At 63.3% G+C, this 25,441-nt stretch carries 22 protein-coding genes and 1 other RNA gene; 9 read left to right on the top strand and 14 right to left on the bottom strand.

Annotation, left to right across the window (positions count from 1 at the left end):
* Positions 1–30: 30 nt before the first annotated feature.
* Entirely contained in the window at positions 31–795 is a 765-nt protein-coding gene (locus WFP78_RS14385; RefSeq protein WP_336963564.1) for a MipA/OmpV family protein, read from the top strand.
* 1,183 nt (positions 796–1,978) lie between these two features.
* On the opposite strand, the gene WFP78_RS14380 is transcribed toward WFP78_RS14385, so the two are convergent.
* The 4 genes from WFP78_RS14380 to mscL all read right to left on the bottom strand — a co-directional run bounded on the left by WFP78_RS14380 (position 1,979) and on the right by mscL (position 3,944).
* Positions 1,979–2,359, bottom strand: coding sequence for a tetratricopeptide repeat protein (locus WFP78_RS14380; protein ID WP_336963561.1), 381 nt, complete (start codon positions 2,357–2,359; stop codon positions 1,979–1,981).
* A 253-nt stretch (positions 2,360–2,612) separates the two neighbouring features.
* Positions 2,613–2,968, bottom strand: a transfer-messenger RNA (tmRNA) gene (gene ssrA / locus WFP78_RS14375).
* Between the two features lie 124 nt (positions 2,969–3,092).
* Positions 3,093–3,371, bottom strand: a complete 279-nt coding sequence (locus WFP78_RS14370) for a hypothetical protein (protein WP_336963559.1) — start codon at positions 3,369–3,371, stop codon at positions 3,093–3,095.
* Between the two features lie 144 nt (positions 3,372–3,515).
* The gene (gene mscL / locus WFP78_RS14365; protein ID WP_336963557.1) at positions 3,516–3,944 is read right to left on the bottom strand and encodes a large conductance mechanosensitive channel protein MscL; all 429 of its coding nucleotides are present in this window, start codon (positions 3,942–3,944) and stop codon (positions 3,516–3,518) included.
* Between the two features lie 125 nt (positions 3,945–4,069).
* Here mscL and WFP78_RS14360 point away from each other — a divergent pair, with 125 nt between their 5' ends.
* From WFP78_RS14360 to WFP78_RS14345, 4 genes are all read left to right on the top strand, one after another.
* The gene (locus tag WFP78_RS14360) at positions 4,070–4,675 is read left to right on the top strand and encodes a LemA family protein (protein ID WP_336963555.1); all 606 of its coding nucleotides are present in this window, start codon (positions 4,070–4,072) and stop codon (positions 4,673–4,675) included.
* 124 nt (positions 4,676–4,799) lie between these two features.
* Entirely contained in the window at positions 4,800–5,588 is a 789-nt protein-coding gene (locus WFP78_RS14355; protein WP_336963552.1) for a TPM domain-containing protein, read from the top strand.
* Positions 5,588–6,271, top strand: a complete 684-nt coding sequence (locus WFP78_RS14350) for a TPM domain-containing protein (protein WP_336963549.1) — start codon at positions 5,588–5,590, stop codon at positions 6,269–6,271. Before WFP78_RS14355 ends, WFP78_RS14350 begins: the two co-directional genes overlap by 1 nt.
* A 65-nt stretch (positions 6,272–6,336) precedes the next feature.
* Positions 6,337–6,858 carry an NUDIX hydrolase gene (locus WFP78_RS14345; RefSeq protein WP_336963619.1) on the top strand — a complete coding sequence of 174 codons (522 nt, stop codon included), beginning with the start codon at positions 6,337–6,339 and terminating at the stop codon, positions 6,856–6,858.
* Positions 6,859–7,179: 321 nt separating this feature from the next.
* On the opposite strand, the gene WFP78_RS14340 is transcribed toward WFP78_RS14345, so the two are convergent.
* The 9 genes from WFP78_RS14340 to WFP78_RS14300 form a co-directional block, all read right to left on the bottom strand.
* Entirely contained in the window at positions 7,180–8,490 is a 1,311-nt protein-coding gene (locus WFP78_RS14340) for a M20/M25/M40 family metallo-hydrolase (protein WP_336963547.1), read from the bottom strand.
* An 80-nt stretch (positions 8,491–8,570) separates the two neighbouring features.
* Positions 8,571–9,119: a glutathione peroxidase gene (locus WFP78_RS14335; RefSeq protein WP_336963545.1), complete on the bottom strand. Its 549-nt coding sequence runs from the start codon at positions 9,117–9,119 to the stop codon at positions 8,571–8,573.
* A gap of 68 nt (positions 9,120–9,187) precedes the next feature.
* Complete coding sequence (locus WFP78_RS14330; protein WP_336963543.1) at positions 9,188–11,374, bottom strand: GumC family protein; 2,187 nt, start codon at positions 11,372–11,374, stop codon at positions 9,188–9,190.
* Between the two features lie 21 nt (positions 11,375–11,395).
* Positions 11,396–12,649: an outer membrane beta-barrel protein gene (locus WFP78_RS14325; protein WP_336963541.1), complete on the bottom strand. Its 1,254-nt coding sequence runs from the start codon at positions 12,647–12,649 to the stop codon at positions 11,396–11,398.
* A gap of 220 nt (positions 12,650–12,869) precedes the next feature.
* Positions 12,870–13,382, bottom strand: a complete 513-nt coding sequence (locus tag WFP78_RS14320) for a polysaccharide biosynthesis/export family protein (RefSeq protein WP_336963538.1) — start codon at positions 13,380–13,382, stop codon at positions 12,870–12,872.
* Between the two features lie 228 nt (positions 13,383–13,610).
* On the bottom strand, positions 13,611–14,861 hold the full coding sequence (locus WFP78_RS14315; protein WP_336963535.1) for a polysaccharide biosynthesis protein: 1,251 nt from the start codon (positions 14,859–14,861) through the stop codon (positions 13,611–13,613).
* Positions 14,852–15,712: a glycosyltransferase family 2 protein gene (locus tag WFP78_RS14310; protein ID WP_336963532.1), complete on the bottom strand. Its 861-nt coding sequence runs from the start codon at positions 15,710–15,712 to the stop codon at positions 14,852–14,854. The genes WFP78_RS14315 and WFP78_RS14310 overlap by 10 nt, the downstream gene beginning before the upstream one ends.
* Positions 15,705–16,466, bottom strand: a complete 762-nt coding sequence (locus WFP78_RS14305; protein ID WP_336963529.1) for an acylneuraminate cytidylyltransferase family protein — start codon at positions 16,464–16,466, stop codon at positions 15,705–15,707. Before WFP78_RS14305 ends, WFP78_RS14310 begins: the two co-directional genes overlap by 8 nt.
* Before the next feature lie 2 nt (positions 16,467–16,468).
* Positions 16,469–18,754 (bottom strand): N-acetylneuraminate synthase family protein, encoded by a 2,286-nt coding sequence (locus tag WFP78_RS14300; RefSeq protein WP_336963527.1) that lies wholly within the window; start codon positions 18,752–18,754, stop codon positions 16,469–16,471.
* A gap of 432 nt (positions 18,755–19,186) precedes the next feature.
* On the opposite strand from WFP78_RS14300, the gene WFP78_RS14295 reads away from it, so the two are divergent.
* Positions 19,187–19,660, top strand: a complete 474-nt coding sequence (locus WFP78_RS14295) for a hypothetical protein (RefSeq protein ID WP_336963525.1) — start codon at positions 19,187–19,189, stop codon at positions 19,658–19,660.
* Between the two features lie 86 nt (positions 19,661–19,746).
* Here WFP78_RS14295 and WFP78_RS14290 read toward each other — a convergent pair whose 3' ends face one another.
* Complete coding sequence (locus WFP78_RS14290; protein WP_336963521.1) at positions 19,747–20,622, bottom strand: phytanoyl-CoA dioxygenase family protein; 876 nt, start codon at positions 20,620–20,622, stop codon at positions 19,747–19,749.
* Positions 20,623–21,052: 430 nt separating this feature from the next.
* Between WFP78_RS14290 and WFP78_RS14285 the strand changes: the two genes are divergently transcribed.
* The 3 genes from WFP78_RS14285 to WFP78_RS14275 are packed head-to-tail and all read left to right on the top strand — an operon-like array spanning position 21,053 to position 25,105.
* Positions 21,053–22,708: a hypothetical protein gene (locus WFP78_RS14285; protein ID WP_336963518.1), complete on the top strand. Its 1,656-nt coding sequence runs from the start codon at positions 21,053–21,055 to the stop codon at positions 22,706–22,708.
* Positions 22,705–24,072 (top strand): DUF6418 domain-containing protein, encoded by a 1,368-nt coding sequence (locus tag WFP78_RS14280; RefSeq protein WP_336963515.1) that lies wholly within the window; start codon positions 22,705–22,707, stop codon positions 24,070–24,072. The genes WFP78_RS14285 and WFP78_RS14280 overlap by 4 nt, the downstream gene beginning before the upstream one ends.
* Positions 24,062–25,105, top strand: a complete 1,044-nt coding sequence (locus WFP78_RS14275) for a polysialyltransferase family glycosyltransferase (RefSeq protein ID WP_336963512.1) — start codon at positions 24,062–24,064, stop codon at positions 25,103–25,105. The genes WFP78_RS14280 and WFP78_RS14275 overlap by 11 nt, the downstream gene beginning before the upstream one ends.
* The last annotated feature ends 336 nt before the right edge of the window (positions 25,106–25,441 follow it).

The following is a 25,441-nucleotide window of genomic DNA, read 5'->3' as shown; positions in this document are numbered from 1 at the left end:
CCTTTCCCCAAACGATGCGAGAATCTGTGCATGATCTTATTCAGGCGTATAGCTCGCCCCGCATCGCCAGCTCTGCTGCTCGCGGCGCTGACATTGCCGGCAGCAGCCGGTGCCCAGTCCGGCGATCATGTGATGCTCGGCGCCGGCGCCGGCGTCGTTCCCGACTATCAGGGCTCCGATGATTATCGCTTCTTGCCGATCCCCGTGATCGACGCGCAGTTCGGACAGTTCTTCGTCAGACTCCGCAACGGCATCGGGGTCAACGTCGTTGAACTCGGTCCATTGATGGCGGGCGCGAGCGTGGCGCTGGTCGGCGGCTACAGGCGGCGCGATGTGCCCAATGGCGTTCGGCGCGTCTCGACCACGGCCGGCGGCCGGCTTTTCGCTAACCTCAAGCTCGACAATCTGTCCTTCACGGTCGGCGCTACCAGGGCGGTGGCTGGCGGCACCCGAGGCGTGGTGGCGGATGCCAGCCTCTCTTATGCCCTCCCCCTCTCGGACCGGATGACGGTCATCCCGACGGTCGGCACGAGCTGGGCGAACGGCAAGCATATGAATCGCTATTTCGGGATCGACGCAGGCGAAGCCACCGCCTCTGGCCTGCCCTTCTATCGGGTCGGAAGCGGCTTCAAGGACGTGTCGGGCTTCATCACCGCCAGCTATCGTCTCGACGTCCATTGGAGCCTTGGCGCGACCGGCGGGGTCACCCGGCTGCTAGGCGATGCCGCGGACAGCCCGCTGAACGAGCGCCGTTGGCAGCCGAGCGGCTTCATGTCCGTTGCCTACACCTTCTAAGTACGCAGCCGGACCTGCCGTATCGACGTCGCTAAGGAACCGCCTTACGGCGGCATCGTAAGTCGCAGCCGATGGACGATCATGCCGCGCAAGTCTCGGAAGTCCTGGCGTGGCTCTACAAAGCCTTTCCGGAGAGCCGCACCGCGATCTGCGCAACGAGCTGCTACGCCGGATCATACAGCCGGGGATCGACGATCCGCGGCCGGGATTCCGCATGAAGAGGTCTGCGCGATGATGGACCGGTGGATTGCCGAGCCGCGCCCCGAGGAAACGCGCTGGGAGAAGATTCAGCGATGAACGTGGTCCAGACTATGATAGTCTCTGGTCCACTCAGCGGGGACGGATCAATATGGTCGACAAGCAAGGTGTGGTCCGCGGCTCAAAGGCGAATGTGTCAAAGAATTATGAAGTACCGCATCCTTACGAGACAGTACTTCTATGTGGCTTATTGGCTTGCAGCGCGATAGCGGCCATGGCCGACCTTCATGAGCAGTCTTTCGTCGCACATGGGAGAAAGATAGCAGCGGGGAATACCGATATCTGTGAGATCCTTCGTCCTCACTTCGCCTCGGTCTCGTGCGAAGGCTACAGCGCGCTCTCTCAATGACAGCTTCGATCCTGCCGCCAGCCTAACGCGCTCTGCGCGATCACGATCGCGCTTTCGTATGCCATATGTTGGTTCTCGTGGGGAAGCGAGGGGCGCATCTGCAGCAAATCTGCGGGATGAATCGTGATGCTGAAATGAAGGGCTTCTCGCTAAAGCACGGTATCGTGATATGGATTGTTTGGCTTGCTCCGATACGAATAGCAAAATTGTTTTAGACGTATCCTGAAATGGGAGCCACGCAGTTGTTGAGAAACATGCTTTTTCAACCTCATTGCGCAGGCTCCGACCCACAATGCAAAACGGACGCGAGCGAGCAGCGCGATGCCAGGCATCGCGAGCGGCTAGTCGCGTTTTTGCTGATGTCACCAGTCGATTTCAGCAGCCTGTCGATGGTGCTACCGATCGACTTCGCCCGATTCGGTACGACAAACTTATGGCCGGCCAACGCCGTCATGATGCGCATGCCGTAAAGCGACACAATATGCATCACATGCCGCAGCATTTCCTCTGCAGCACTTTTCAATGCGGAGGGGACAGGCGGCCGCCCGCTCCGATCAACATGCCAACCCGTGCGTTTCAGCGCGCCGCGTGGCTTGCCGGCAACCGCCGCATGGCTTCACGCGCAATCATGCGCGATGATTTCACGCTGCCGTCGGCCAGCGTCAGGTCGATCGCCGGGGCCGCATAGGCGGCGCTGTAGGCGGCATGGGCATCGCCATAGCGGCCCATGCCGGCATAGGCATTGCCCAGGTTGATCAGACGCGCCGGGTCGTGCGCGCCCGCGCCGCCAGGTGCGTTGAGTTGATGCACGGCCGTCGCATAATCGCCGCTGACGATCGCCGAAAGACCCAGCGCTCCCGCCTTGTAGCCCACCTCCTCCTGTTGCGCCGCCATGGCCGCGCCCGAGAAGGACAGAAGCACTGCGCCAGCAGCACATATCGTGATCCTGTTGTTCATGACATCCTCCAGACTCGCCTTATCGACGCCGAGTCGTTTTTGCGTCTTGGAGAAAAGATGACAGTTTAATGACTCCACTGCAATAAATCTGTCATCCCGCACCGCACCAATAAACTGGCGGAAAAAGCACGCGAAACAGCCGTTCCGGCGATACCGAAACGGGCGATATTCTCATGACGGGACAGGCTGGCGCGCGTCGGGGCGCCAGGCAAAGGTCCGGGAGGTTCTGTTGCCCGGCCCTCCCGGAGGCCGCTGGAATCCCTTCTGTTGCCCGGTGGGTCCAACCGCGTTCTATTTGGGTAATGTCAGGGCGTGAGCCCCTCAATTACGCAGCAAGAGCAAGAGCCTCGTTATCGTTGGCACTTACGTGTTTTGAACAGTTTCACGGCTTACTCGGGCCGGGCAAAAACACCGTCTTTGAACACACGTCGATCCTGGTTCGGCCCCGTCAGGCACCTCGAACGGCAAAGCCGCGATCGGGGCATCTGGTGGAGCCGCCGGGTACTGCCCCCGGGTCCGCTGCGTCTATTACACGGCACAATTTATCGCCATAGTCGGGCCGAAACCCGACCCGCCCTATATAGGCGCTTCGCGCTGAATGAAAAGTGACCGGGCCGATGAAATATGGATGACCCGCCGCCAGCCCCGCGGCCAAAGGAAAAGGGAGCCCCGCCATCATCGGCAAGGCTCCCTTTCTTTTTCTTCCGGTGCGCGATGGACGCAGCCGGGATGCTTATTCCTTCTTTTGCGCGTCCTCGGCGGCATCGGCCGCCGTGTCGCCCGCCGCGCGCATGGCGGCAGCCTTGTTCTCCACCATGTCCGCCGCATTCTCCATCGCACTGGCGGCGTTGCCGGTCAGGTTGTCGGCGGCGTCGTCCAGATTGTCGGCCTGATTCTCCAGATTGCCGGCCTGGTTCTCATAGGCGTTTTCGACCGCATTCTCCTTCTTGGAGTCGCACGCCGCGACGAGCGCGAGACTGGCCAGGCCAAGGAACTTGAGTGTGGTCTTCACAATATATTCTCCCGTTGCGCCCCCGGGGGCAGACAGTGTCGGCATGAACGACGTCGGCCTTGCCCGGTCGTCGTTAACCCCGCTCAACCGGCCGCAATCGCAATGGTTCCAACGACTTGTCGCAAACTTCCCCGGGGCGACGCCCTATTTCCTGAGCGAATCCCTGATCTCGCGCAGCAGCATGATGTCTTCGGGCGTCGCGGCCGGCGCCTCTTCCGGCTTTGGCATCATCTTGTTCACCGCCTTCATCAGCAGGAAGATGATGAAGGCGAGGATGACGAAATTCACCGTGACGGTCAGGAACTCGCCCCAGCCGAACATCGCGACGCCGCCGGCCTTCAGATCGGCATAGCTGTCTATATTGCCCTTGAACCCCGCCGGGATTTCACCCAGCCGGATGAAGTAGCGTGAAAAATCCACGCCGCCGAAAAGCCATCCCAGCACCGGCATGATCAGGTCGTCGGTCAGCGACTTGGTGATCGTCGCGAAGGCGCCGCCGATGATGACGCCGATGGCCAGATCCATCACATTTCCGCGCGCGATGAACGCCTTGAATTCCGAAGCCATGCCCATATGCGTGTTCCCTTCCTGCATGTTCCAGCGATGATGCCATAGCGTTAAACCCGGAATGGCGGTTGCGGCAACCCGGCGCGCCATCTATCTAACGCTCACGGTCCATGCCGTGGAGGTTATTGCCCATGTTCTCTCGTCTTCGTCGTTTTTCGCCCGCGCTCATCGTCGCCTTTGCGGCGCTCAGCCTTTCGGCCTGCGGCATCAACAGCGTGCCCACGGCACAGGAGGAGGCCAAGGCGAAATGGGCCGATGTCCAGGCGCAATATCAGCGCCGCTCCAACCTGATCGGCAATCTGGTCGCCACCGTGAAGGGCGCCGCCAAGCAGGAACAGGACACGCTGGTCCGCGTGACCGAGGCACGGTCCAAGGCCACGTCCATCCAGGTCAGCGCCGACGATCTGTCCGACCCGGCGAAGGTGCAGCAGTTCCAGCAGGCACAGGCCGCGCTCAGCCAGTCGCTCGGCCGGCTGATCGCGACGGCGGAGGCCTATCCCGAACTCAAGTCCAACCAGAATTTCCTCGAACTGCAATCGCAGCTGGAGGGGACGGAAAACCGCATCGCCGTGGCCATCCGCGACTATAACGAGGCGGTGCGCGCCTATAACACCCGCATCCGCACCTTCCCCGACGCTATCGGCGCAAAGCTGATCCATGGCGCGAAGCCCATGACCCCCTATCAGGCCACCACGCCGGGTGCCGAGGAGGCGCCGAAGGTCGACTTCGGCGCCTGAGGCGCAGATGCCCCTCATCCTGCAACCGTCACAGCGTGGCAGCATGATTCCATGCCGCCATGCTGGAGCTGCACGGGCGAACGTCCCTTCGGTACGGGTCGGCAACCGTGCCCTGGTGCTTTTGATGGCGCTGTGCCTGATGGCGCTGGCGTTCATTCCCGCGCTCGCCCATGCCCAGACCTTCCCCAAGCTCTCCGGGCAGGTGGTGGACGCCGCCAATCTGCTGGACGACGCGCAGGAAATCTCCCTCACCGCCAAGCTGTCGGCGCTGGCCAGGCAATCGGGGCGGCAGGTGGTGGTTGCGACCATCCCCGACCTGGAAGGCTATGAGATTGACGACTATGGCTATCGCCTCGGCCGCGCATGGGGCATTGGCGACAAGCAGAAGAATGACGGCGCGCTGCTGATCGTCGCCCCCCATGAGCGCAAGGTGCGGATAGAGGTCGGCTATGGCCTTGAAGGCATACTGACCGACGCGCTGTCCTCCCGTATCATCCGCAACGAGATCACCCCGCGCTTCAAGGCCGGCGACATGGCCGGCGGCATTTCCGCCGGCGCGGAGGCCATCGCCACCCTGCTCGCCTTGCCCCCCGACCAGGCCCGCGCGCAGGCGCTGGCCGCCGAGAAGGAGGCCAAGCAGCGGCGCAGCAGCGGCGGCGACATCATGAGCGCCTTCTGGGGCATCGTGATCACCATCGTCATCCTCTCCTTCCTGTTCGGGGGACGTGGCGGGCGCCGCTATGGGCGCGGCGGCAGCGGCCCGGTCGTCATCTGGGGGCCGGGCCTGGGTTCTGGCTGGGGCGGCGGTTCGAGTTGGGGGAGCGGCAGCGGTTCCGACTGGGGCGGCGGCGGCGGTGGTTTTTCGGGCGGCGGCGGCAGCTTCGGCGGCGGCGGGGCATCGGGGGATTGGTGATGGGCAAGCGACTGACCCTTTCGGATGCCGATCGTGATCTGGTGACGAACGCCGTCACCGCCGCCGAGGCGCAGACCGATGGCGAGATCGTCACCATGATCGCCCGCCGATCCGACAGCTATCATGATGTCGGGCTGCATTGGGCGATCGCCACCGTCTTTGTGGTGATCAGCGTCTTTGCCGCCTTCCCGGATTTCTACCGCGACATCATCCTGCGGCTGACCGGCAGCTGGGAACATCAACTGTCGGAGCGGGCGCTGCTCACCTGGCTGCTCGGCATCGTCATCGTGAAGTTCCTGGCGGTGCGCTACATCTTCGCCTGGATGCCGCTGCGCATGGCGCTCACCCCGCGCGCGACCAGGGCGCGCCGGGTGCGACGCCGCGCCGTACTGCTGTTCCGCACCTCCGCCGAAGCACGCACCCGCGCGCGGACGGGCGTGCTCATCTACCTCTCGCTGGACGAGCATCGCGCCGAAATCGTCGCCGACGCGGCGATCAACGCCAAGGTCGCGCCGGAAGCCTGGGGCGATGCCATGGCGGCGCTTATCGGCGAAATCCGTGCCGGCCGCCCGGCGCACGGGCTTGCCGAAGCCGTGCGGCAGACCGGCGCCATTCTCGCGGCCCATTTTCCCCGCAGCGCGGATGACAGCAACGAACTCCCAGACAGGTTGATCGAACTTTGAGCGACAGTCATGCCCACCATCACGTCCCGCCGCCGGAAGCCGATGCGCATTGCCCCGAGGAAATCATGTGGGAAGGCCGCTTCATCACCGCCAAGAAGCGCGGCCGGTGGGAGTTTGTCGGCCGTGCGCGGGGCATCCACGCCGCGGTGATCCTGGCCGTGGAGGATGCGCCGGATGGCCGTCATGTCCTGCTGGTCGATCAATATCGGGTGCCGTTGGGGCGCCGCTGCATCGAGCTGCCGGCCGGATTGGTCGGCGATCATGACGAAGGCGAAGACAGCAGCATCGCCGCCGCCCGCGAGTTGGAAGAGGAAACCGGCTATCGCCCCGCCGCGATAGAATCGCTGGGGGAATATTTCAGCTCGCCCGGCATGGTCTCGGAAAGCTTCACCCTGTTCCGCGCCACCGGCCTTGTCCGCACCGGGCCGGGCGGCGGCGTGGAAGGCGAAGGAATCGTCGTCCACCGCGTGCCGCTGACGCAGATCAGGCCCTATCTCGAAGCCCGCCGGGCAGAGGGCTATGCGATGGACGTGAAGCTGCTGATGCTGCTGGGCGCCAACCTGTTGAGCGACACCGCGCAATCATGAATGGCTGGCCGTGACATAGGACAGCCTTGATGGAACGGACATAGCTGCCACCCGTCATGCTGAACATGTTCAGCATCCATTCCTCCCCACACACGACAGCTGAGGAGGCGAGATAGATCCTGAAACAAGTTCAGGATGACGAGCAGATATTAGAGGCATCGTGCGGAAAAGTGGGAGCCGGTTTTCCGAAAAAAACGATGCGACAACAAAAACCTGGAGCGCGCGCTGCGTCAGGTTTAACGCAGCGCCCTCTAGCCGCAACAAACCCTCGCCAGTTGTGCCCGACATGGGGGAGCCGTCCAGCACACCCCGGCCTTCCCCTCAATATTTGCCGCGCGAAAGCCGGGTCATCAGGATGGCCGCGCGTTTGGCCTGACGCTTCATGCTGTCGAGATCGGCACTCTCGCCCGGCGCATGATCGCCCGAGGAGGAGATGCCCAGCCCCACCAGCCCATCCGTGTCCGCCGCCACGAATGCGATGTCCCCGGCGCCGCGCTTCAGCGGATCGAGTTCCGGCATTTCGGGCAGGCCAAGGTTGGCGTTGACGGCATTCAGCCGCTTGAGCAGGGCCCGGCTCCCTTCCGTTGGCGCCATGGCGGGATAGCCCTGCGTGATGCTGATGGTCGCATCGGTGCCCGGCGCATGCTGCGCGACGATCGCATTCATCCTGGCGATCACGCGGTCGGTCTGTTCCTGTGAGAGGGTACGGAAATCGCCCTTAGCCACGGCCGTTCCGGCGATGATGTTCGTCTTGCCCGTCACCGCGATCCGCACGCCGTCCTTGTCGACATCGGCGCTCTGCCCGCCGCCGATCAGGCCGACGTTGAACGTCAGATTGGGCTCGGGCAATTCCTTGCGGAACGTCGCGATGATCCGGGCCAGCTCATAAATCGCGCCATCGCCCACGCCATCGGAAAAGATGCGCGAACTGTGGCCGGATTTCCCTGTCGCCGTCACCGTCCAGCTATTGGAGGAACGGCGGGCGATGGAGCCCATGTCCTTGCCATCCTCCCGCGCCAGCCCTTCGAAATCCAGCGCCACATCGGCACGCTTGCCGGCCGCGACCAGGTCCGCCCGCGCGACATCCCTGGGCGTGCCCACGGCTTCCTCGTCGCCGGTCAGAACGATCTCGATATTGGCGTCCTTCAGCGTGCCGGCCACCTTCATCGCCTTGAGCGCCAACAGCATCGTCACCATGCCGCCCTTGTCGTCGCCCACGCCGGGGCCGGTGGCGCGCTGCCCTTCCCGCACGAAGGTCTGGAAGGGCGAATCCGCCTCGAACACCGTGTCGAGATGGCCGATCAGCAGCATCCGGGTCGTCCCCACCTTGCCCTTGTGCATAGCGATGATGTGGCCGGCGCGCTGTGTCTGCGGCAGGGGTTTCCAGGTGACGGCAAAGCCCAGCGCCTCAAGCTCCGGCTGCACCATCTGCGCGACCCTGGTCACGCCCGCGATATTCAGCGATCCGCTGTTCTGGTTCACCAGCTTTTCCAGCAGCGCGACCGCGCCTTCATAGTCCGCATCGACCGTGGTCGCCATCTTGCGTTCGGCCGGGGCGAGCGCCGCCTGCACCGGCGCGGCAAGCGCCATCGCCGATGCCATCATTGCCACCGCAACCGTCGGAATACGCATGAGACCCCCTTCAGAAACACTGAAAGGGCGCCACGATCCAAGGCTCGTGGCGCCCATCGGACAATAACGAACGAGACGGATTATTTCGCCAGTTCAGCCTCGATCACCGCCACCAGCGCCGGATCGTCGGGCGCCGTGGTCGGCGCGAAACGGGCGGCAACCGTACCATCCCGCGCGATCAGGAACTTCTCGAAATTCCAGAGCACTTCCGGTTCCGGGTTCGGGGTCATGCCATAACCGCGCAGCTTTTCGCGGAACGTCTCCGGGTCGCCTTGCGCCGCCGGCACGGCCTCCGTCAGCGCGGCATAGAGCGGGTGCTTGTCCGGCCCGACCACGGTGATCTTCTCGAACATCGGAAATGCGACGCCGAAATTCGTGGTGCAGAAGGATACGATCTCTTCATTCGTCCCCGGCTCCTGCGCGCCGAAATCATTGGCGGGGAAACCGGCGACAACCAGCCCCTGCCCCTTATATTTCTCGTAGAGCGACTCCAGCCCCTCATATTGCGGCGTCAGACCGCATTTGGAGGCGACATTCACGGCCAGAACCACCTGCCCCGCATAGTCGGCCAGGCTGCTATCTTCATTCTGGATGGTTTTGAGCGGAATCTGCTGGATGGCGGTCGTCATGAAAGCATCTCCTCATTGGCAAGGCAATCTAGGCCCGGGAGGATGCCCCGGCAAGCCGGGCAGGCATATCAATGTACATTGCCTTTATCTTCCTGATAATATTGCTGATACCGTCGTGCATAGGCAAGCGGCCCCATCACATCGGCGCGACTGCTCACCATGCTGAGCAAGATGCCGGCGAGCGGACTCTGGTCCCGCCGCAACGTCACGATGGCTTCCTCCACGGCTTCCAGCGGCGTGTCGTTCCATTTCACCACCAACAGCGACAGATCGCTCAACGCTGCCAGCGTTCGCGCATCGGCGATCCCGATGATCGGCGGGGTGTCGATCAGGATGCGGTCATAATGACCGGAAAGATCGACAAGCAGGGCCTTCATGCGATCGTCGCTGAACAGGTCTTCCGTCGTGAATGTCGATTGCGCGACCGGCAGGATGTCCAGATTCGCGACCCGGTCAGGATAGATCGCCTGTCGAACGGGCACGCCGCCCCGCAAAACCTCGACCAGCCCCTGGTCGACCTTCATCCCGGAGATCCGGCTGAGCCCGGCCCTGCGCAAGTCTCCGTCGATCAGCAGTATCTTCTCCCCGGCCATCGCCATCACCCGGGCAAGCGAGAATGTCGTATTGGTCTTTCCTTCGTCGGGCAGGGCAGACACGATGGTCAGCACCCTGCCCTTCCTGGCGCCGTCTATCGCCATCAGTGCGCCACGGATCAACCGCAGCGCTTCGGCATAGAGGGTCAGCGGCTTGTCGATCAGCGTATCGGCCGGATGGAGCAACGTGCCATCGAGGGTCAGCGCCGTGGGCGACAGTTCCGGCACATAGGCCAGAACGGGCACGTTGAAGCGCGCCTCCACCTCGCCCGCGCTGCGAATACCGCGCCCGAGCATCTCCTGGGCAAAGATCACGCCTGTCCCCAGACCCAGCCCGGCGACGATCCCGGCGACCAGCAGCAGCGGCTTGTTGGGAAAGGCGGGCCGTTCCGGGGGGGAGGCTGCCTCGACGATCTGCGCCTGTGTCATCGTGTTGCGGGCCTGCGAAGTGGCCTGCTGCAGGTTCTGCGCGATGCGGCTATATGTTTCCCGCTTCGCGTCAGCCTGCTTGGCAAGACTGTCGGCCAGCACGGCGGCCTTGGTGGCGGAGGCCTGCGTGCCGCGCAGCGCGGCGACCTGCGCTGCAAGGCTGGCGGCGCGGGCGGCCGAAGATGTGGCCTGGCTTTCCAGGCTGTTGATGACCCGTCGCGCTTCCTCATCGATCTGCTTGTCGAGCTGGTCGAGTTGCTGCCTGATCTTGATTGCCTCGGGATATCTCGGCCCGAACTGGGAATCCACCTGGCCCTTTTCCCGTAGCACTTCGGAACGCTGCCGCCGCAGGTCCGACACGACGTTGGATTCCAGCACGCCCGAGATGGAATCGATGCCACCGCTTGCCAATTGCCGGCGCGCTGCCGCCAGATTGGCCTGCGCGGCCGCGGATTCCGCCTGAGCGGTCGCAAGTTGCGCGGAAAGCGGCGCCACCTCCTGGTTGATCGCGGTCCCGCTGGCGCTTCCCTCCAATATCCCGGCATCGGCGCGCAACTGCGCCACCTGCGTATCCTGCATTTTCAACTCGGCGCCCAAAGAGGAGAGCCGGTTGTTCAGGAAATCGGCGGTCTGTTCCGCCGTGCCGGTGCGCGCGCCGACGCTGAAGCGAATATATTCGCGCGTGAAGGCGTTGGCGATCTTCGCGGCCTTTTCCGGTGAGATGGACCGGAACTTCACCTGGATCACATAGGTTGCCTTTTCCCGCTGCACCGTCAGCCCATTGAGCACATTTTCGGCGAGCAGGTCATACCAGTCGTTCACCTTCGGGTTGCCAATCGCGCCCGATGGTCGTGGCGGCAGCGACTTGGTGAACTCCGCATCCTTCGCCAGTGCCAGATCGTTCACCACGACCCGCGCGATCTCCCGCGATCGCATAACCGCCACTTCGGTATCGATCAGGTTCTGGTCCGGCGCGCCGGTTGCCTGCGCATCGATGGAGGTCAGCGCATTCTGGGTCGGGTTGATCTTCACCAAAGCGCGCGCCTCATATTGCGGCGTGATGATGGATATACCCGCAACGGCAACGGCAACCACGATGGCTGTGAAGGCAGCCAACACCATCCACCTGCGGCGCAACACACGCAACAGGTTCCAGGCAAAGGCGCTGATCGTCTGTTTCGATGTTGCCGCGGGGGCCTGATGTTCGGCCAGGGGTGGCGTAGTATTCAGCATATTCATATCATTCGCCCATCATTACCGTTGCAGGGTGAGGCTAAGGAGACCGCGTGTTTCCGCGAAATAGGGGCCGTTCGGCACGCCCTGACTGCGCCGCCGCCCATGGGACAGCTCCGCGCGCAGGGCGAGCCAGCGGTTGAAGTGATATTGCCCGCCACCGCCGACGCGCATGATCCGCGCCGCACTGTCGATGCCGCGATAACGGTCGCGCTCATAATCGGCGTTCACGAAGAGCAGCGCATAACGGAACAGCTCATGATCGATCCTGAGGGACGCGCCCGTGGCCACGAAGCCGCTGCTGGCCGCAATATTGGAATCCCGGAACATCCTGCGGGCGCCCACCGTCATCGTGGTGATGGGGCTGAGGAAAAGCTCGATCTCGCTTTCCACGGACAGGCCCGAAATATCGGCATAGATCGCCGCGTCGTAACGGCGCTTTTCATAGCCCAGGCCCAGGCTGCCGCGCAGCACCCCGGCCATGTCGGCGCTCACGCCACCCAGCACCCGCAATGAGCGTGAATCGCGGTTGGGCAAGCCATTGGCCAGAAGCCCGTCATAGCGGGTGTCGAGCCAGGTGGCCTGCATGAACGCCCCGGCAACCTCGCTCAGGCGATAGGCCAGTTGGGCGCTGGCGCGCGTCTCCCTGCGGTCGCGCGAATCCTGGTTTACCCGCTGACCGTCGAACAGCCTGATCGCCTTGAAGTCATAATCATAGACATCCGCCGCAGCACTCAGGCTGAGCCGCCCCAAAGCATAGCGGCCCCGCACGGCGGCAAACCGCCGGTCGAAGGCAACCGGAGACGCCGCATTCTCCGGTGTCGCACCGGCAAAACGGGTTTCGAACAGGCGGGCCGCGCCCCCATCGCCATATAGGCGCAGGTCGCTGCCAATATTGGCAATGCCGCTGGCGCTGACATTCCATCCATCCTGATCGCGCAATGTCTGCTGCGCAAAACGAACGAATGTGCCGCTGGCGCGCAACCGCAGGAAATGCCGCTTCCACACGGAGCGAAGGGTCATCGCCGGTGCCATGGTGAACGATATGTCGCTCACCCCGGCATTACGGGTCGAGTAGACGTTGCTCGACATCTCCGAACCCAGATCGAGCGATGGCAACAGCGTGAAATTGCCCACCGGCAATCCGGCGGGCTGCAGTTCCGGTCGCTCACGATCGAGCACGGCGATATTGCGGCCAAGATCGTAATTGAACGGGATGGGGGTTTCAGCCGGGGAGCGCTGGATCTGGGCGAAGGCCCTGCCGTGCCCGGCCATCGGCAATGCCAGAAGGAGGAAACACCATTTCCAGCGCGGTCTGGGCAAAACATCTTCCCTGTTGACTGAAGGTTTTTCCCGGCCTTTCCGAAAGCCAGTCGCCGCAGAGACATGGCGGCGCGCATCGCGCGCGGCAGAGCTATGGCCTGCTTCCTGCCGCGCTTCCATTTGCCAAGGCATGATGCTGTAGCACCAGCGACCCGCGCTATTGGCCGAAACCCTAGAAATGGCGTTCTGCAACACGGATCGTATCGCCAGGTTGGACCATGAGGTCGGGCGTCAGATTATATTTCTTCTCGCCTGGCTGCGCGGCATTCTTGATGAATATTTTGCCTTTCGCTGCGCTATAGGTGAAGCCGGATGCCTTCGCGATCGCTTGCATCACCGTCAGCTTGCTGGAATAGGGATATTCGCCGGGCTTCTGCACCTCACCCAGGATGTAGAAAGGGCGATAGGTCAGCACTTCCAGGCTGATGCGGGGATCGCGCAGATAGCCGTTCGCCAGTTCCTTCGTGATCGCCTCCCTCACGGCTTTCACGCTCTTGCCCCCGGCCTGGATGTCACCGACCAGCGGGAGCGAAAGCGTGCCGGCGTCGCTGACGATGAACTCGCCCGATATGCCCGGCACGTTGAACACCAGCATGCGCACCATGTCGCCGGCACCCAGCGTATAGGCATCGTCGGTTTCCAGGGTCGCTCCGCCGACCTGCATCGTCCCGGCAGGCGGCGTCATCGCGGCCGATGCCGGCGCCTTGACCTGAGCATGCGCCGCCGGGAGCGAAAGGCAAAGGCAGGCCGCCAACGCAAGCAAAGGAGAAAAGAGGTTCATCATAATCCTGGCCTTGCATCTGTTGCCAATAGTGGAGGCGTCCGGCGCCCTTCCCCCCGCATGCTGGGGGAAGGATGCGGGGAAGTGCTTCGGGCGTTGAAAGGACGCCGGACGCTGGCCAGAAGGGAGTGCTCACACCGCATAGGTGCTTGCCCCCTGCTGCCCTGACTCGCGCAGCGCCATTGCGGCGAGCGCCTTTCCCATGAGCAGCACGAAGCTGCCGATCAACGCACCGACTGCGGTGCCCACCAGTCCGAAGGCATAGGTGCCGAACGGACAGGCAATCAGGCCAACGATCAACGCCAGCACCGAAACGCGTTCGATCAACTGGTCGGCTTCCATCGCATAGAGCGTGAAATGCGGGATTTGCGACAGCGCGAGGCAGGCACAGGATGCGACCAGCAAGGCGAATATCGCGATATCCCCATGCGTCACTGCCCGCCCGCCAAAGCGCGCGCTGCCATAGACGATCCCGGCGGACAGCAAGGCGGCCACCAGCAACCAGACGACCGTGATCCCGGCATATTCCCGCCGCGCCCGGCGGCCGCTTTCCCCACGGATCATCCGCACGAACCAGAAGGGTTCGATCGCGGCCTTCAGGCCCGTCGACCCGATCGAGGCGAGCGTCGCGAAGAACACGAAATGGCCGGTCGCCTTCTCGTCGATCATGACGCCGGGCACGATCCTGACGCCGGTTTCCAGGAACCGCCACGATATGCCGATCAGCACCCAGCGCGGCACCTGCCGCACCAGCGCGAGCGCCCAATCGCGAAAGGCGCTGTCCACCCGCGCCACATATCGGCCGCCGACCTCCAGCAGGAACAGGCTGCCGGCCACCGAGCAGACCAGCCAGCACAGCAGCACCGTTTCGGCGGACCAGTGCCTGGGAATGACATTCGCAAGGGCGAGCAGCGGCAGCCCCAGATTCCATGGCAGGTAACGCAGCGAAATGCTGAACATCGCCGAATCCGGCCGCTGCTCGGACACGAGGATGCGGGTCGCTTCCGTGCCCACATATTCGGCGATGCACACCGCCGCCGTCAGCGCGATCAACTGCAGCGACCACTGGAACCAGAGGGCAAAGGCCAGTCCCGAAAGCCCCGCAAGGCAGGCCGCCAGCCCGATGAACCGCCCATAATGGGCACGGTCTGCCATCGCCTGCGGGGTCATTCCCGATTTGGAAATGTTGCGCAACGTCACCTGATAGGCTTCCAGCCCGACAAGCTGCAGGATGATCGGCGACGCGCTCGCCACCAGTCCGTAGATGCCGAAGTCCGTCGGCGTCATCCACATGGCGGCGAACAGCGTGAAGACGAAGCGACTGCCAAGGGAGCCCGCCCGAAGGCCGAAGCTGGAAAAGGCGCGAATGGATTTCAATGCCATATCGGCTCTGAATCCGCAGGCCGCTTGATCGCGACCGGGCCACGCCGCGGGATGCGGAAGAAGTTGCGCATCTGATATTTCACCGCGTCGCGCACATGCACGCGCAGCGCCCGGCTATGGAATACCGCGCTGAGGCCACCCCGGCTTGCCCGCAGCCCGTCGGCGCGCACCGTGACGGCAGACGACACGACCACCCGATAGCCAAGCTCATGCACGGACTGGCACAGGGCCACATCGGACATGAAGATCTCGTAACGCTCGTCCAGCCCGCCAATCTGTTCCCAGATATCGCCGCGGACCAGGGTGAAGGAGGATTGCACCCAGTCGACGTCGAGCAAGGCCGAGCGGGGCCGTTCCAGCAGCGGGCGCAGCACGTCATGGTCCGTATAGGCGCCGGGCTTCAGCCGCCTGATCACCTGCTTGACCAGATTGGGGAAGCGGCGCGCGACCTCCACCGGCGTGCCATCGTCATTGCTCTGCAACGCCGCCATGACGCCGATGTCGCGCTGGGCCTGAAACTCGCCGAGCAATGTTTCCAGTGCCTCGGGATCGTCCAGCACGATGTCGGGATTGAGCAGCAATATATCCTCGAACGGCCGGGCATTCAGCGCCGCCAGATTGACCCCGCGCGAATAGCCGACATTGCGCGGCAGGATGATGAGCTGCACCGTCGCCGGCAGCCCGTTGCGCAGAGGCGCGCGCTCCGCCTCGTCGGCGCTGTTATCCACCACCACCACGCGCAGGCGCGGCGCGATGGTCTGTCGCGTCAGCGCTTCGACATTCTCAAGGATGCGGTCGGCCTTGAAATAGTTGACGATGACGATCGCCAGCCTGCTGCGGGGATCAAGCATGAGCGTCGATCCACTTGCGCAGGCTGGTCGCCATCTGCTGGTCGAAGGCCAGTTCGGCGAACTGGAAATCAATCTCATGGTCGATGTCGATGGCGCTGTCGGCCGGCACCTCCAGCGCATGGATCGTCGCACCGGTCATGGACCCGTTCAGGATCGTCTTGGATCGGATGACATCGATCTGGCCGGTGTGCCAATAGACCGGCGGCAGCTGCTGGCGCGGCATGTTATAGGGTTCCGCCACCCCCTCCAGATCGAGCAGCGGCTGCAACCGTCCGCCCTTTTCCTGCCGCCACATCTTGTAGGGCGTCTGCGGCGCGGGCGCGACCGAGCGCATGCAGGAAATCTCCGGATCATCCCTCATCTTCGCGATGGCCGCGTCGATCCACTCCGGGTCCCGGAAGGGCGTGGTCGGGCGGAGCTGCACCATGAATTCGGGCACCGCCTGTTCCTTCTCGCCCAGCCATTCCAGCGCATGGCGAAAGACGTCGAGGTCGGTCGACCCGTCCTGCGCCAGCGCCGCCGGGCGCAGGAACGGGGTCTCCGCGCCATAATGGCTGGCCGCTTCCAAGATGTCGGCGTCGTCCGTCGAGCAGAGCGTCCGGTCGACCGATGACGCGCATTTCCCCGCCGCCACCGACCATGCGATCAGCGGCGCGCCGCCCAACGGCTTCACATTCTTGCCCGGCAATCCCTTGGACCCGCCCCGGCCCAGCACCAGAGCAAGCACCTCCCCGCTGTTGACCGCGACAGCCATGGTCACACCACCGCGGTGATCGAGGCGAGGTTGGCGCGGCCGCCGAACCAGGGTTCCAGCTTGTCGAGCGCGAACCAGAAGCCCGCGCCGCCATCCTTATGGCCCTGCCATACTTCGGGCACGAAGCTGGCCGTTGGGCAAGTGCGGGCCAGGATGCGGGCGAGCAGCGCGAAATCGACGCTGCCCTCCCCGATCTGCAGCCCTTCGCCGTCCACGCCCTCCGCATCGACAATGTGCAGATGCGCCGTGACCGGACCCACTTTTTCGCAGAACTCGGTCATCGACCAGTTGAAATGGTTGCAGGCCAGTTGCGAGTGCGAAATATCCAGGCACACCCGCATCCGGTTGCGGCGGCAGAAGGCCAGGATCTCGTCCGGGTCCATGAACAGATTGTGGAAGCTCTGCCCGCCGAAATGCCAGGGGAAGGGCGGCATCGTCTGCGGGATGATCTCCACCCCTTCCGCGTCGATCCGGCTAAGGGAGTCCTCCATCCGCGCATAGAGCGCCGCCCGCTCCGCGACCGGAAAAGCGCGCGCGGTGGAGAAACCGCCCATATTGGTGATGATGACCGGACGACCCGTATGGCTGTGCCATTGTTTCAGGGCGCGGGTGAGGTCCACCACCCGCTGCAGTTCCATGATCGAGCGTTCTCGATAGGCATCATCCGGCGAAGCGAGGTCGAGGATATGGTCGCCCTTGAACAGCTCGGGTGAATGGACCGCGAAATCCACCGGCAGCAGCTGCGAAAACCAGTCTTCCAGATTGGCGTCCATATCCTTGTAGGACAGGTGATATTCCAGCAGGTCGAGGTTCGACCGCTCCAGCATCGCCTGATGGTCATGCCAGCGCACCGGCAGGCCCCATGGCCGGTCGAAGCGGTAATCGCGCGCCTCCACCGCATCGTCGGCAAGGTCGGAGGGGAAGAAGGGCGTGCCCTCCTCCACATCGCGCACCGCGATCCGCCCGACCAGTTCGGCGCGCCGGTTGGGCTGAATGCCCTGCCCCGGGCTCTGCACCGCCAGCATCGCGTCGGTGATGACCGTTCCCTGGCGGATATCGACCGCCGCGTGCAGGCTTTTCGCCAATATCTCGCGGTTCATCATCTCGCCCTGGGTCATCACGCGCGCGGCGCCGGACCCGCGCGATTCCTCGATGGCGCGCACGCCCTCGACCATCGCCGCCAGCTCCTCGGGCAGCAGCGAGACCTTATGGTCATTGCCCTCCATGCCGCGATCGACGGTGAAATGCTTTTCGATGATGCACGCGCCCATCGCCACGGAGGCCAGCGGCACCGTCCAGCCGCGCTCATGGCCGGAATAGCCGACCGGACAATCGCCGATCTCCGCCAGACGCTTGAGATAATTGAGGTTCACATCCTTATAGGGCGCGGGATAGGTGGAATTGCAGTGCAGCAGCGCGAAGGAGGCGCCGGCCCCGCGCAGCAGCGCCACGCTGTCCCGCAATTCCGCCTCGCTCGCCATGCCGGTCGAGCAGATCAGCGGTTTGCCCGTGCGCGCCATGGCGGCCAGCAGGTCGTGATTGGTGATGTCCGCCGACGCCACCTTGTAAGCCCGCATGCCATAATCTTCGAGCAGGCCCAGGCTCACCTCGTCCCAGGGCGTACACATCGGCTCCATCCCGCGGCTGCGGCTGTGATCGAACAGGTCGAACAGGATATCCGGCGCCAGGTTGAAGCGCGACAGCAGGTCCAGCGTATATTGCGCGCCCAGATCCTGCGTCGCGTCATCGGCGCGCCCCCCGCCCCGATACAGGCTCTTCACGTCGCGCATCTGGAACTTCGCGCAATCCGCACCGGCGTCCGCCGCCAGGTCGATCAACCGCCGGGCGAGTTCCGGATCGCCATTATGGTTGTTGCCGATCTCGGCGATGATGAAGGTCGGATGCTCCTGCCCGATCAGGCGATCGCCAATCGCCACTTCCTTGCGACCCGGAAGGGCAATGGCCGTCAGGCGTCCATAGGCATCGACCAGCGGGATGGCCCGCACCTTGCTGGAAAAGCGCGCCGCGATCTCTTCCGGCGCGGCGTCGACGGGCAGCGACATCACCTGCGCATTGGCGACGCTGGACGCCGCAACGTCCAGATCGATGCCATCCGCCTCGGTGAGCCAGCGGCGGATGTCGCCATCGGTCAGCATGCCGAGCAGCAGCCCCTGCTCCGACACGACGCTGACGAAACCGCTCTTGTTCGCGCTGATCTTCTGAAGCGCGGCCAGAAGCGGATCTTCGCCGAAGACCACGAAACGGCCGATATTATGCTCGATGATCACGTCGATACCCCCGGATAGGACATCAAACCATGCCACCTTCAAGGTGCGAGATTATCCGTTGTGCAAAACACCTTGTTCAGCACATGAATAAAATCATGATTTAATGCGACATATTGACGGATATGATCCGAAGAAATCCCCGTTTCTTCCGCCATGCAGCATGGTTATTGCGCTGCAGCACCCATCCGTAAAGTGACAGTTAACGCCATTACAGACGATATTTACCCCCTATTTCGGTGACATCAGCGCTTCTTGTTCCCGCCATTTCCGCTTCACTGATCCGGCAACCTGCCAGATCCCGGGCGGGAGGAAGCCTTCCTGTCATCGCCGCGCCGACACGGATGTCGCGGCAAGCATCCAGAACGGGCGAAATCTGCGGGGATGGCGATGGAAGGTAAGCGTTTTTCAAGGCTTTAATGGCAAGGAAAGCCCATGGACTTCATCTCCGATTATCATGCCATGGCCGAAACCGCCGCGCTCTGGATGGGGTCGGACACTGTCGCCCATATCAACGCCGGCCTTGTCCTCTATGTCGGCGCGCAGGCGCTTTTCCGGACAAGAAGAGCCTCCATTATGGCGCTTCACGTCGTCATCGCCGCGGAGATTTTCAACGAAGCCATCGACCGGCTCTATTTCGGCACATGGCGTTGGGACGACACGATCAAGGACGTGTTCGCCACCCTCTTCTGGCCGACCATGCTCTATGCGATCAGCCGCTATCGGCGCAGACGCTGGGCCATCGACCAGGCGCGGATATCCGCCATGCTCAATGCCCGCGCCCTCGCCTCCGGGGAAGCCGTCCTCAACGAAGAAGACGGCCGCGTCTATGACCTGAGGGAAGCTCTGGAAATGCCGCTGCGGCGCGCCCGAGTGCAGGCCCGAGTGCAGGAACGCCGACGACACTGAATGCCGACTGGCGCCATGCCCGCCGGCATTCAGTGTCGTAGCGGAAGAAAACCAGCGCCCGAAAAGCGCCCGGATCAGCACAACCGCTATCGAAAATCGGCCATGGTCACATCCACCTGCCCCAGGGCCATCGACAGGTCGGGCTGCAGGGGCGATCGGGCCTTGCCGGTCTGGGCGATCTGCCGGCGCATGTTCGCGCGCGAAAAATCCCGCGTGAATGGATTATTCTGACCATAGGTGAAGAAGACGGAAAGCCGGTCGCGCCGGCCAATGACCCGCCAGTAAAGTTCACGGGCCAATGTCGCCCAGGCGGGCTCGTTTCGGCTCGGGGACCGGAATGGTCGCACCAGCGCCTTGAGCCCGCGCTCCACCAGGTCGGGCAGCTGCCCGGCATGGCTGAGGCGGACGTCAAAGAAGATCACGTCGCCGGCCTTGCTCGGCACATGGCGGCGCATACCGTCATGGTTGTGCCGTCGATGCGACCCCAGCGACACGGTCAATCCGTCCCTGGGGCCGACATCCTGCAGGTAGATGCCCGCATTGAACACGCGGCATTCACGCGCGCCGAAATAGTCGCCGCGGAAATAACCGCCCATGCTTTCGCCGGAGTCCTTATGCCAGCCGGACAGCATGTTCATGTGGATATCGCAATGTCCGGTGAAACAGGCATCCCGGCCGATCATCGCCTTGAAAATCCATGCGATGTCCGGATGCGCCACCAGCCACGCGATCTCGGGTGCCAGCGCTGCCGCATTGGGCTGCGTGCGGCCCAGCTGAATGCGCTCACCGTCCCGCGTCAGCCGATCGCGCAGCTGGGCGCGGGCAAAGGCGATTTCCTCCGCGGACAGCACATTGCGGACCAGCAGCGCGCCCTGATCCCGCAAGGCCGTTCGCGCGGCGCACACATCGAAGGCTTCCGTGCCATCCCACGCCATGATCGGCAGAGCTGCGCGCTCCTGCATATGTTCCCCATGCGCTCGATGCCGGGAGCATCTGCAGCGCGAGCGGCGCGGCGGTGATCCCGATCCGTCGCCGGATAGTGCCTCAAACCATGCCGGAACGATGCTGCGATTAGGTCGAAAATAGATCATTCTCGTGCCATTTCCGAGGTTTATCTGAAAGGCAGGCGGACGCTGGGCTGCTAATCATCCCATGCCCACGGCATTTCCGGGGGCTGACAGGCATCACACAGGCAACCGGATAGATGGCGCTGCGCAGCATGACCATGGCATGTCCTGAGCGTTGCTTCAGCGGCGCGTCCCCAGCGACTCGGCATATCCTCCACAGCGCTCTTCCAGACGGCAGCCCCGTGCAGCCCGGTCGCCCAGGATGATCCGGCCAGCCTGTCCGATCCGGCAGGGACAAGCCGATCTGGCGCCGCTGCATCGGGACATGACGTTGAATGCCGTCGCGTTGGGCGAACTGGCCGCGCCCTGCCATCTCTGGGTGCCGACGGTGCATGATCTGGTCAACTCGTCGGAACGGCTGTGGCCGGGACGAGAGGTCGCGGCGCTTGGGCTTCATCGCCCCGGCGACGGCGGCGGGGGCATTTTCCGTTTCACTGTGGACAATGTCGTCACCGATGGCGGCATCATGCTGGCGCGGCAGTCCGGCAAGGGCAGCTGGATCAGGCAGATACGCACGGCCGCGCTCAGCCCCGAAATGTTCGGCATGGGCGGAGACCCCGCATCGGGCGAGGGCGCGGCGCTGCAGGCGCTGCTGGATGCCGCCGGCCGGAACGGCGCAGCCGCCGTACTGACATCGGGCAAGACCTATATGCTCGATCGCGCCCTGTTCATCCGGACAAGCGGCGTGCGCCTGATGGGCAACGGCAGCACGCTGGTGCTGGCGCAAGGCGACATCAAGGGCAGCGTTCTGACCATCTGCAATGCATCGGACATCCATGTCGAAGCGCTGAACATCGACGTTGCCGGGCATGTGCAGAACGGCTTCGTCCTCATCGGCAACAGCAGGGAATTCCCAGAGGTCATCGCACTTGGCCCGCCCGCGCCCGTGCGCAATGTCACCTTGCGCAACATCGCCATTGCCAATGCCCGCTTTCACATCAATCGCCGCGAAGCCGTAATATTGGCGGCGCCCCTCGCCGGTCCACGGATTGGCGACATGATCGACGGCACCGATTCCATCGGACGCCCCGTGGAGGGCAGCATATTCGAGATCGCGCCCGATGGATTGCGACTGACGGTCGACTGGCGCATCAACCGGGTCCACCCGTTCACGATGCTGACGCTGCGCCGCAACGGCAGCCGCGCGCTCGTGCGGGAAAGGGTCTCGGTGCCCGTGCGGGAGCCGTTTTCCGGCATCGACTTTGCCAGCTGGAACGGCAAATATAATGGCAAGGGCCTGTCGATCCAGCGCGCCTGCTCCCAGGTCCGGGCAGACGATATCCGCACGACGGACTGCGATATCGGGCTCACGCTGGAGGCGCATCCCCCGGCGCCGGACAATGGTGTCGTCGATATCATCATGTCCAATGTGGAGATTGTTCGTGCGAGCCGCGCGGCGATCTGGGTGCACTCCTCCGCCGGGCAATCGCAGGGCGCGATGCAGGCCGGGATCAGCAACGTGCGGATACAGGACGCGTGCGCAAGCGGCGATCGCATGGGCATCATCTCCCTGGACCGCGCGGCGAATGTGGCGATGGAGGATATCGCGATCAACTTCACCGCGCCGCCGCCCGCAACGCCGAACTTCGCGATTATCCGCGGCCTTTTCACGCGCTGTACCTTCGACAACATCCGTTTCGACGGCCCTGCGGAATGCGGGGTCGCCTATGAGCCCCATGCCCGCTGGGGCAAGGCGCCGGGCGATTTCACCATCAACATGGGGAACAACAGGAGCGACATGACCATCCGGCAGCCACATGCCCTCCAGCGCCTCGTCCACTGGCATGGGGACGTGCCAAGGCCGGTCGAGTCCATATTCCGGTTCGGCGCCCCCAGTGCCTTTTCGGCGGCACAGCGATCGCTCCCCGCCAACAGCGATCCGTCGATCCTCGTCACGACCAGCATGATCGGGCCGCAATGATGACGGATGACGCCTTTTCCCTGCTGTTTTACCTTCCGCTGATGATCGGCATCTATCTGCTGATGTATTTTATGATCTGGGACAAGATGCAGCGAAACTTGCTGCTGTTCCTGTTCTACGTCGCCAGTTCGATCGAGACATCCACCATCTATCTTTCGCGCAACAGCGTCTTCGTTACCGAAACAGGGCTGTATTCCTCACAAAACGCCTCGTTCCTCGTCTACCTGATGCTCAATATCATGATGGCGCTCGGGGTTTCCGCAATGTCGCTCGTCATCGCAAAGTTCGATTTCGGCCTTGCCGGACCATGGCAGATGCCGCGCAGGGAACATCAGATGGTGGTGGCGTGCATCTGCCTTCTGGTCGTGCTGGTCGAGCTTGCCAATGTCCTCCTATCCTATCCCAACGGCTTCAGCGGCGTGCATTTCAGCCGGGCGCGTTTCTTCGAGGATTATGCAGTCCTGAAATTCCTGCCCAGTCTCTTCGGCGTCCTGGCCTTCTTCATCCCCATCGCGGGCACGACGCTGGCCATTGCCGGCAGCACCGCCGCGCTGCGGATCATCGGCGGCCTCTCGCTCGCGCTTTACTTCGTCTATCTGCGCGGCATCGGCCAGGTCTTTCACGGGATGCTGCTGCCCGGCGCCATGATCGTCGGCATCTATTATGTGCTGGTCCGCAAGGGGATGACGCAGGTGCGCGTCCCCATCAAGACGCTTGCCATCACCGGTTTCGTTGCCGTGCTGTTCATCGTGGTCGACAGTTTCAGCGATCGCGGCATTTCCGAATATAAGGGCGGCGTGCTGGCCGGCATCGTCTATCGCATCCTGGTTTTGCAGGGGTCGGCGGCGGCGGAAATCTACAACCAGTGGCTCCGCGGCGCGACGATGAGCTTCCATGATCTCATGACGGGCCGGGAATATTGGATCATGCAGACCATGCCGGCGTCCGGTTCCGCACAATTCATGGATCTCGGGGTCAATTTGCAGGGCGCGATACCGGGCTCCTTCCTGATCTTCGGCGGCTTGTTCGGCGGCGCCCTGCTGTGCTTCGCCCATGGCATCGCGATTGCGCTGGCCAATTATTCCATCCTGAAAGCGCTGCAGAAAGGCGCCTGGCTGGCGCTGTTTCCCGCCAGCTACCTGTGGCTCTGGGCCATCGGCGCCTATAGCCGCGCCTCGCTGGAGGAAATCATCAAGATTCGCCTGCCGATCATGATCATCATCTACCTGTTGCTGCTGACCACCAATGGCGCTGCCGCCGTGCAGCGCAACTGGCGGATCGGCAGCTGGTCCAGTTCGCCGGCTTCGGGCAGCACCCGTCGTCGCCTTTCCTCGCACCATCAAAGGCCGGTCAATGAATCGTAGAACCCCCGCGCCGCTGGCGCTGGTCTTCATCACCAACGGCATTTCCGCCACCATGGCGCGCGGCGCGCTGGCGCAGGATGGCTATCCGCTGTCCCGCACGGTGCTGGTCAAGCAGCGCAAGGTCGATATCGACTGGGCGGGCGACTGCGCGCAGGTGATCGAATTCACCCGCAAGCCGTCGCTCACCATGCTGGGGCAGGTGAACCAGATCGGTTTCTATCGGCAGCTGCTGCACGGCATCCGCCGGCTCCTTGGCCAGGGCACGCTGCGCGACATCTATCTGCCCAATATCGACAATCTCGTGAACAACCATATCCTGCAGGCAAAGCGCAAGGGGCGCCTGCCCGGCGATCCGCGCCTGTCGGTGATTGCCGAAGGGCTGATGAACTACCAGGACATCACCGACAAGGATCGGGCCGGCTGGCGCTGGGCGATCAAGCCGACGCTCGCCCGGCTGATGCGGCTGCGCTACACCAAGCCCGACAATCATCTTTCCGGCGCATTCGAGCCGGAGATCGCGCGCGTCTTTGCCTATAGCGCGACCGGCTTGATGGCGCCGCCGGCAAAAACCGCGATCATCGCCTTTCCGCAGGTGACGCCCAGCATCGCGCCCGACCCCGGGACGGCGCTGGTAGTGATGACCGGCATCGCCCAGTGGATGACGGCCGAAGCCTTCGATGCCTTCAAATATGCTTTTGCCAAATGGGTGAATGAACAGCAATTTGCGCGCGTGCTGGTGAAGCCGCATCCGCATTATCCTTCGGGCGGCGTGGAAGCGCTGATCGAGCGATCGGCTCCGCTGGGCGACCCCCGGCGGCTGGAAGACATGGCCGCCGAAATCCCAGCGCAGACGGTGATCGGCTATTGCACCACCGGCCTCATCACCCTGAAACTGATCCGCCCCGATCTCGACTTCATCGACTGGGGCAGCGATTATTATTGCGAACATGCCTATCATGGCGACCGCAGCGTCATTGCCCCCCTGCGCAGCGCGGGGATCAGGCTGGTGGAGATGCAGGCGGAAGCGGCCTGACCCGGCGACGGACAAGCCAATGCTCCATCCTGTCAGATGACGGGATCGGATGAGCCCGGTTGCTGCATTGGCCAGGCAGCCAGATGAAGGCATCCGGCAGGGAAATGCGCCGGCGGTCTTCTTGTAACTCGCCCCGATGCCCCCTTGGCAAAACAGGTCGGAGGCCCGGCGAGACATCATGAAGACGCCCTGCTAAAGCGACTGGCGACGGAGCTACGGCCATGGCTCCGGTTTCCAAAGTGCCATATCGATCCGGCGACGGGCAGTGCCGGCATCCGTCTCCCTCCGCGCCAACGCAAAAGGGCGAGCCTTCCGGCCCGCCCTTCGCATTCTCAT

The organism is Sphingobium aquiterrae, assembly GCF_037154135.1.
Taxonomy (GTDB): Bacteria; Pseudomonadota; Alphaproteobacteria; order Sphingomonadales; family Sphingomonadaceae; genus Sphingobium; species Sphingobium aquiterrae.
The sequence above is the reverse complement of the archived record's forward strand: the minus strand, read 5'-3'. Positions and strand labels throughout refer to the sequence as shown.

Coding starts and splice junctions, on each gene's coding strand:
- WFP78_RS14360 (WP_336963555.1), top strand. CDS start 4,070: ATGTTCTCTCGTCTTCGTCGTTTTTCGCCCGCGCTCATCGTCGCCTTT.
- WFP78_RS14290 (WP_336963521.1), bottom strand. CDS start 20,622: ATGCAGGAGCGCGCAGCTCTGCCGATCATGGCGTGGGATGGCACGGAA.
- WFP78_RS14385 (WP_336963564.1), top strand. CDS start 31: ATGATCTTATTCAGGCGTATAGCTCGCCCCGCATCGCCAGCTCTGCTG.
- WFP78_RS14345 (WP_336963619.1), top strand. CDS start 6,337: ATGTGGGAAGGCCGCTTCATCACCGCCAAGAAGCGCGGCCGGTGGGAG.
- WFP78_RS14285 (WP_336963518.1), top strand. CDS start 21,053: ATGACGTTGAATGCCGTCGCGTTGGGCGAACTGGCCGCGCCCTGCCAT.
- WFP78_RS14275 (WP_336963512.1), top strand. CDS start 24,062: ATGAATCGTAGAACCCCCGCGCCGCTGGCGCTGGTCTTCATCACCAAC.
- WFP78_RS14295 (WP_336963525.1), top strand. CDS start 19,187: ATGGACTTCATCTCCGATTATCATGCCATGGCCGAAACCGCCGCGCTC.
- WFP78_RS14380 (WP_336963561.1), bottom strand. CDS start 2,359: ATGAACAACAGGATCACGATATGTGCTGCTGGCGCAGTGCTTCTGTCC.
- WFP78_RS14305 (WP_336963529.1), bottom strand. CDS start 16,466: ATGGCTGTCGCGGTCAACAGCGGGGAGGTGCTTGCTCTGGTGCTGGGC.
- WFP78_RS14340 (WP_336963547.1), bottom strand. CDS start 8,490: ATGCGTATTCCGACGGTTGCGGTGGCAATGATGGCATCGGCGATGGCG.
- WFP78_RS14310 (WP_336963532.1), bottom strand. CDS start 15,712: ATGCTTGATCCCCGCAGCAGGCTGGCGATCGTCATCGTCAACTATTTC.
- WFP78_RS14355 (WP_336963552.1), top strand. CDS start 4,800: ATGGCGCTGTGCCTGATGGCGCTGGCGTTCATTCCCGCGCTCGCCCAT.
- WFP78_RS14280 (WP_336963515.1), top strand. CDS start 22,705: ATGATGACGGATGACGCCTTTTCCCTGCTGTTTTACCTTCCGCTGATG.
- WFP78_RS14315 (WP_336963535.1), bottom strand. CDS start 14,861: ATGGCATTGAAATCCATTCGCGCCTTTTCCAGCTTCGGCCTTCGGGCG.
- WFP78_RS14335 (WP_336963545.1), bottom strand. CDS start 9,119: ATGACGACCGCCATCCAGCAGATTCCGCTCAAAACCATCCAGAATGAA.
- WFP78_RS14320 (WP_336963538.1), bottom strand. CDS start 13,382: ATGACGCCGCCTGCCGGGACGATGCAGGTCGGCGGAGCGACCCTGGAA.
- mscL (WP_336963557.1), bottom strand. CDS start 3,944: ATGGGCATGGCTTCGGAATTCAAGGCGTTCATCGCGCGCGGAAATGTG.
- WFP78_RS14325 (WP_336963541.1), bottom strand. CDS start 12,649: ATGGCCGGGCACGGCAGGGCCTTCGCCCAGATCCAGCGCTCCCCGGCT.
- WFP78_RS14350 (WP_336963549.1), top strand. CDS start 5,588: ATGGGCAAGCGACTGACCCTTTCGGATGCCGATCGTGATCTGGTGACG.
- WFP78_RS14330 (WP_336963543.1), bottom strand. CDS start 11,374: ATGCTGAATACTACGCCACCCCTGGCCGAACATCAGGCCCCCGCGGCA.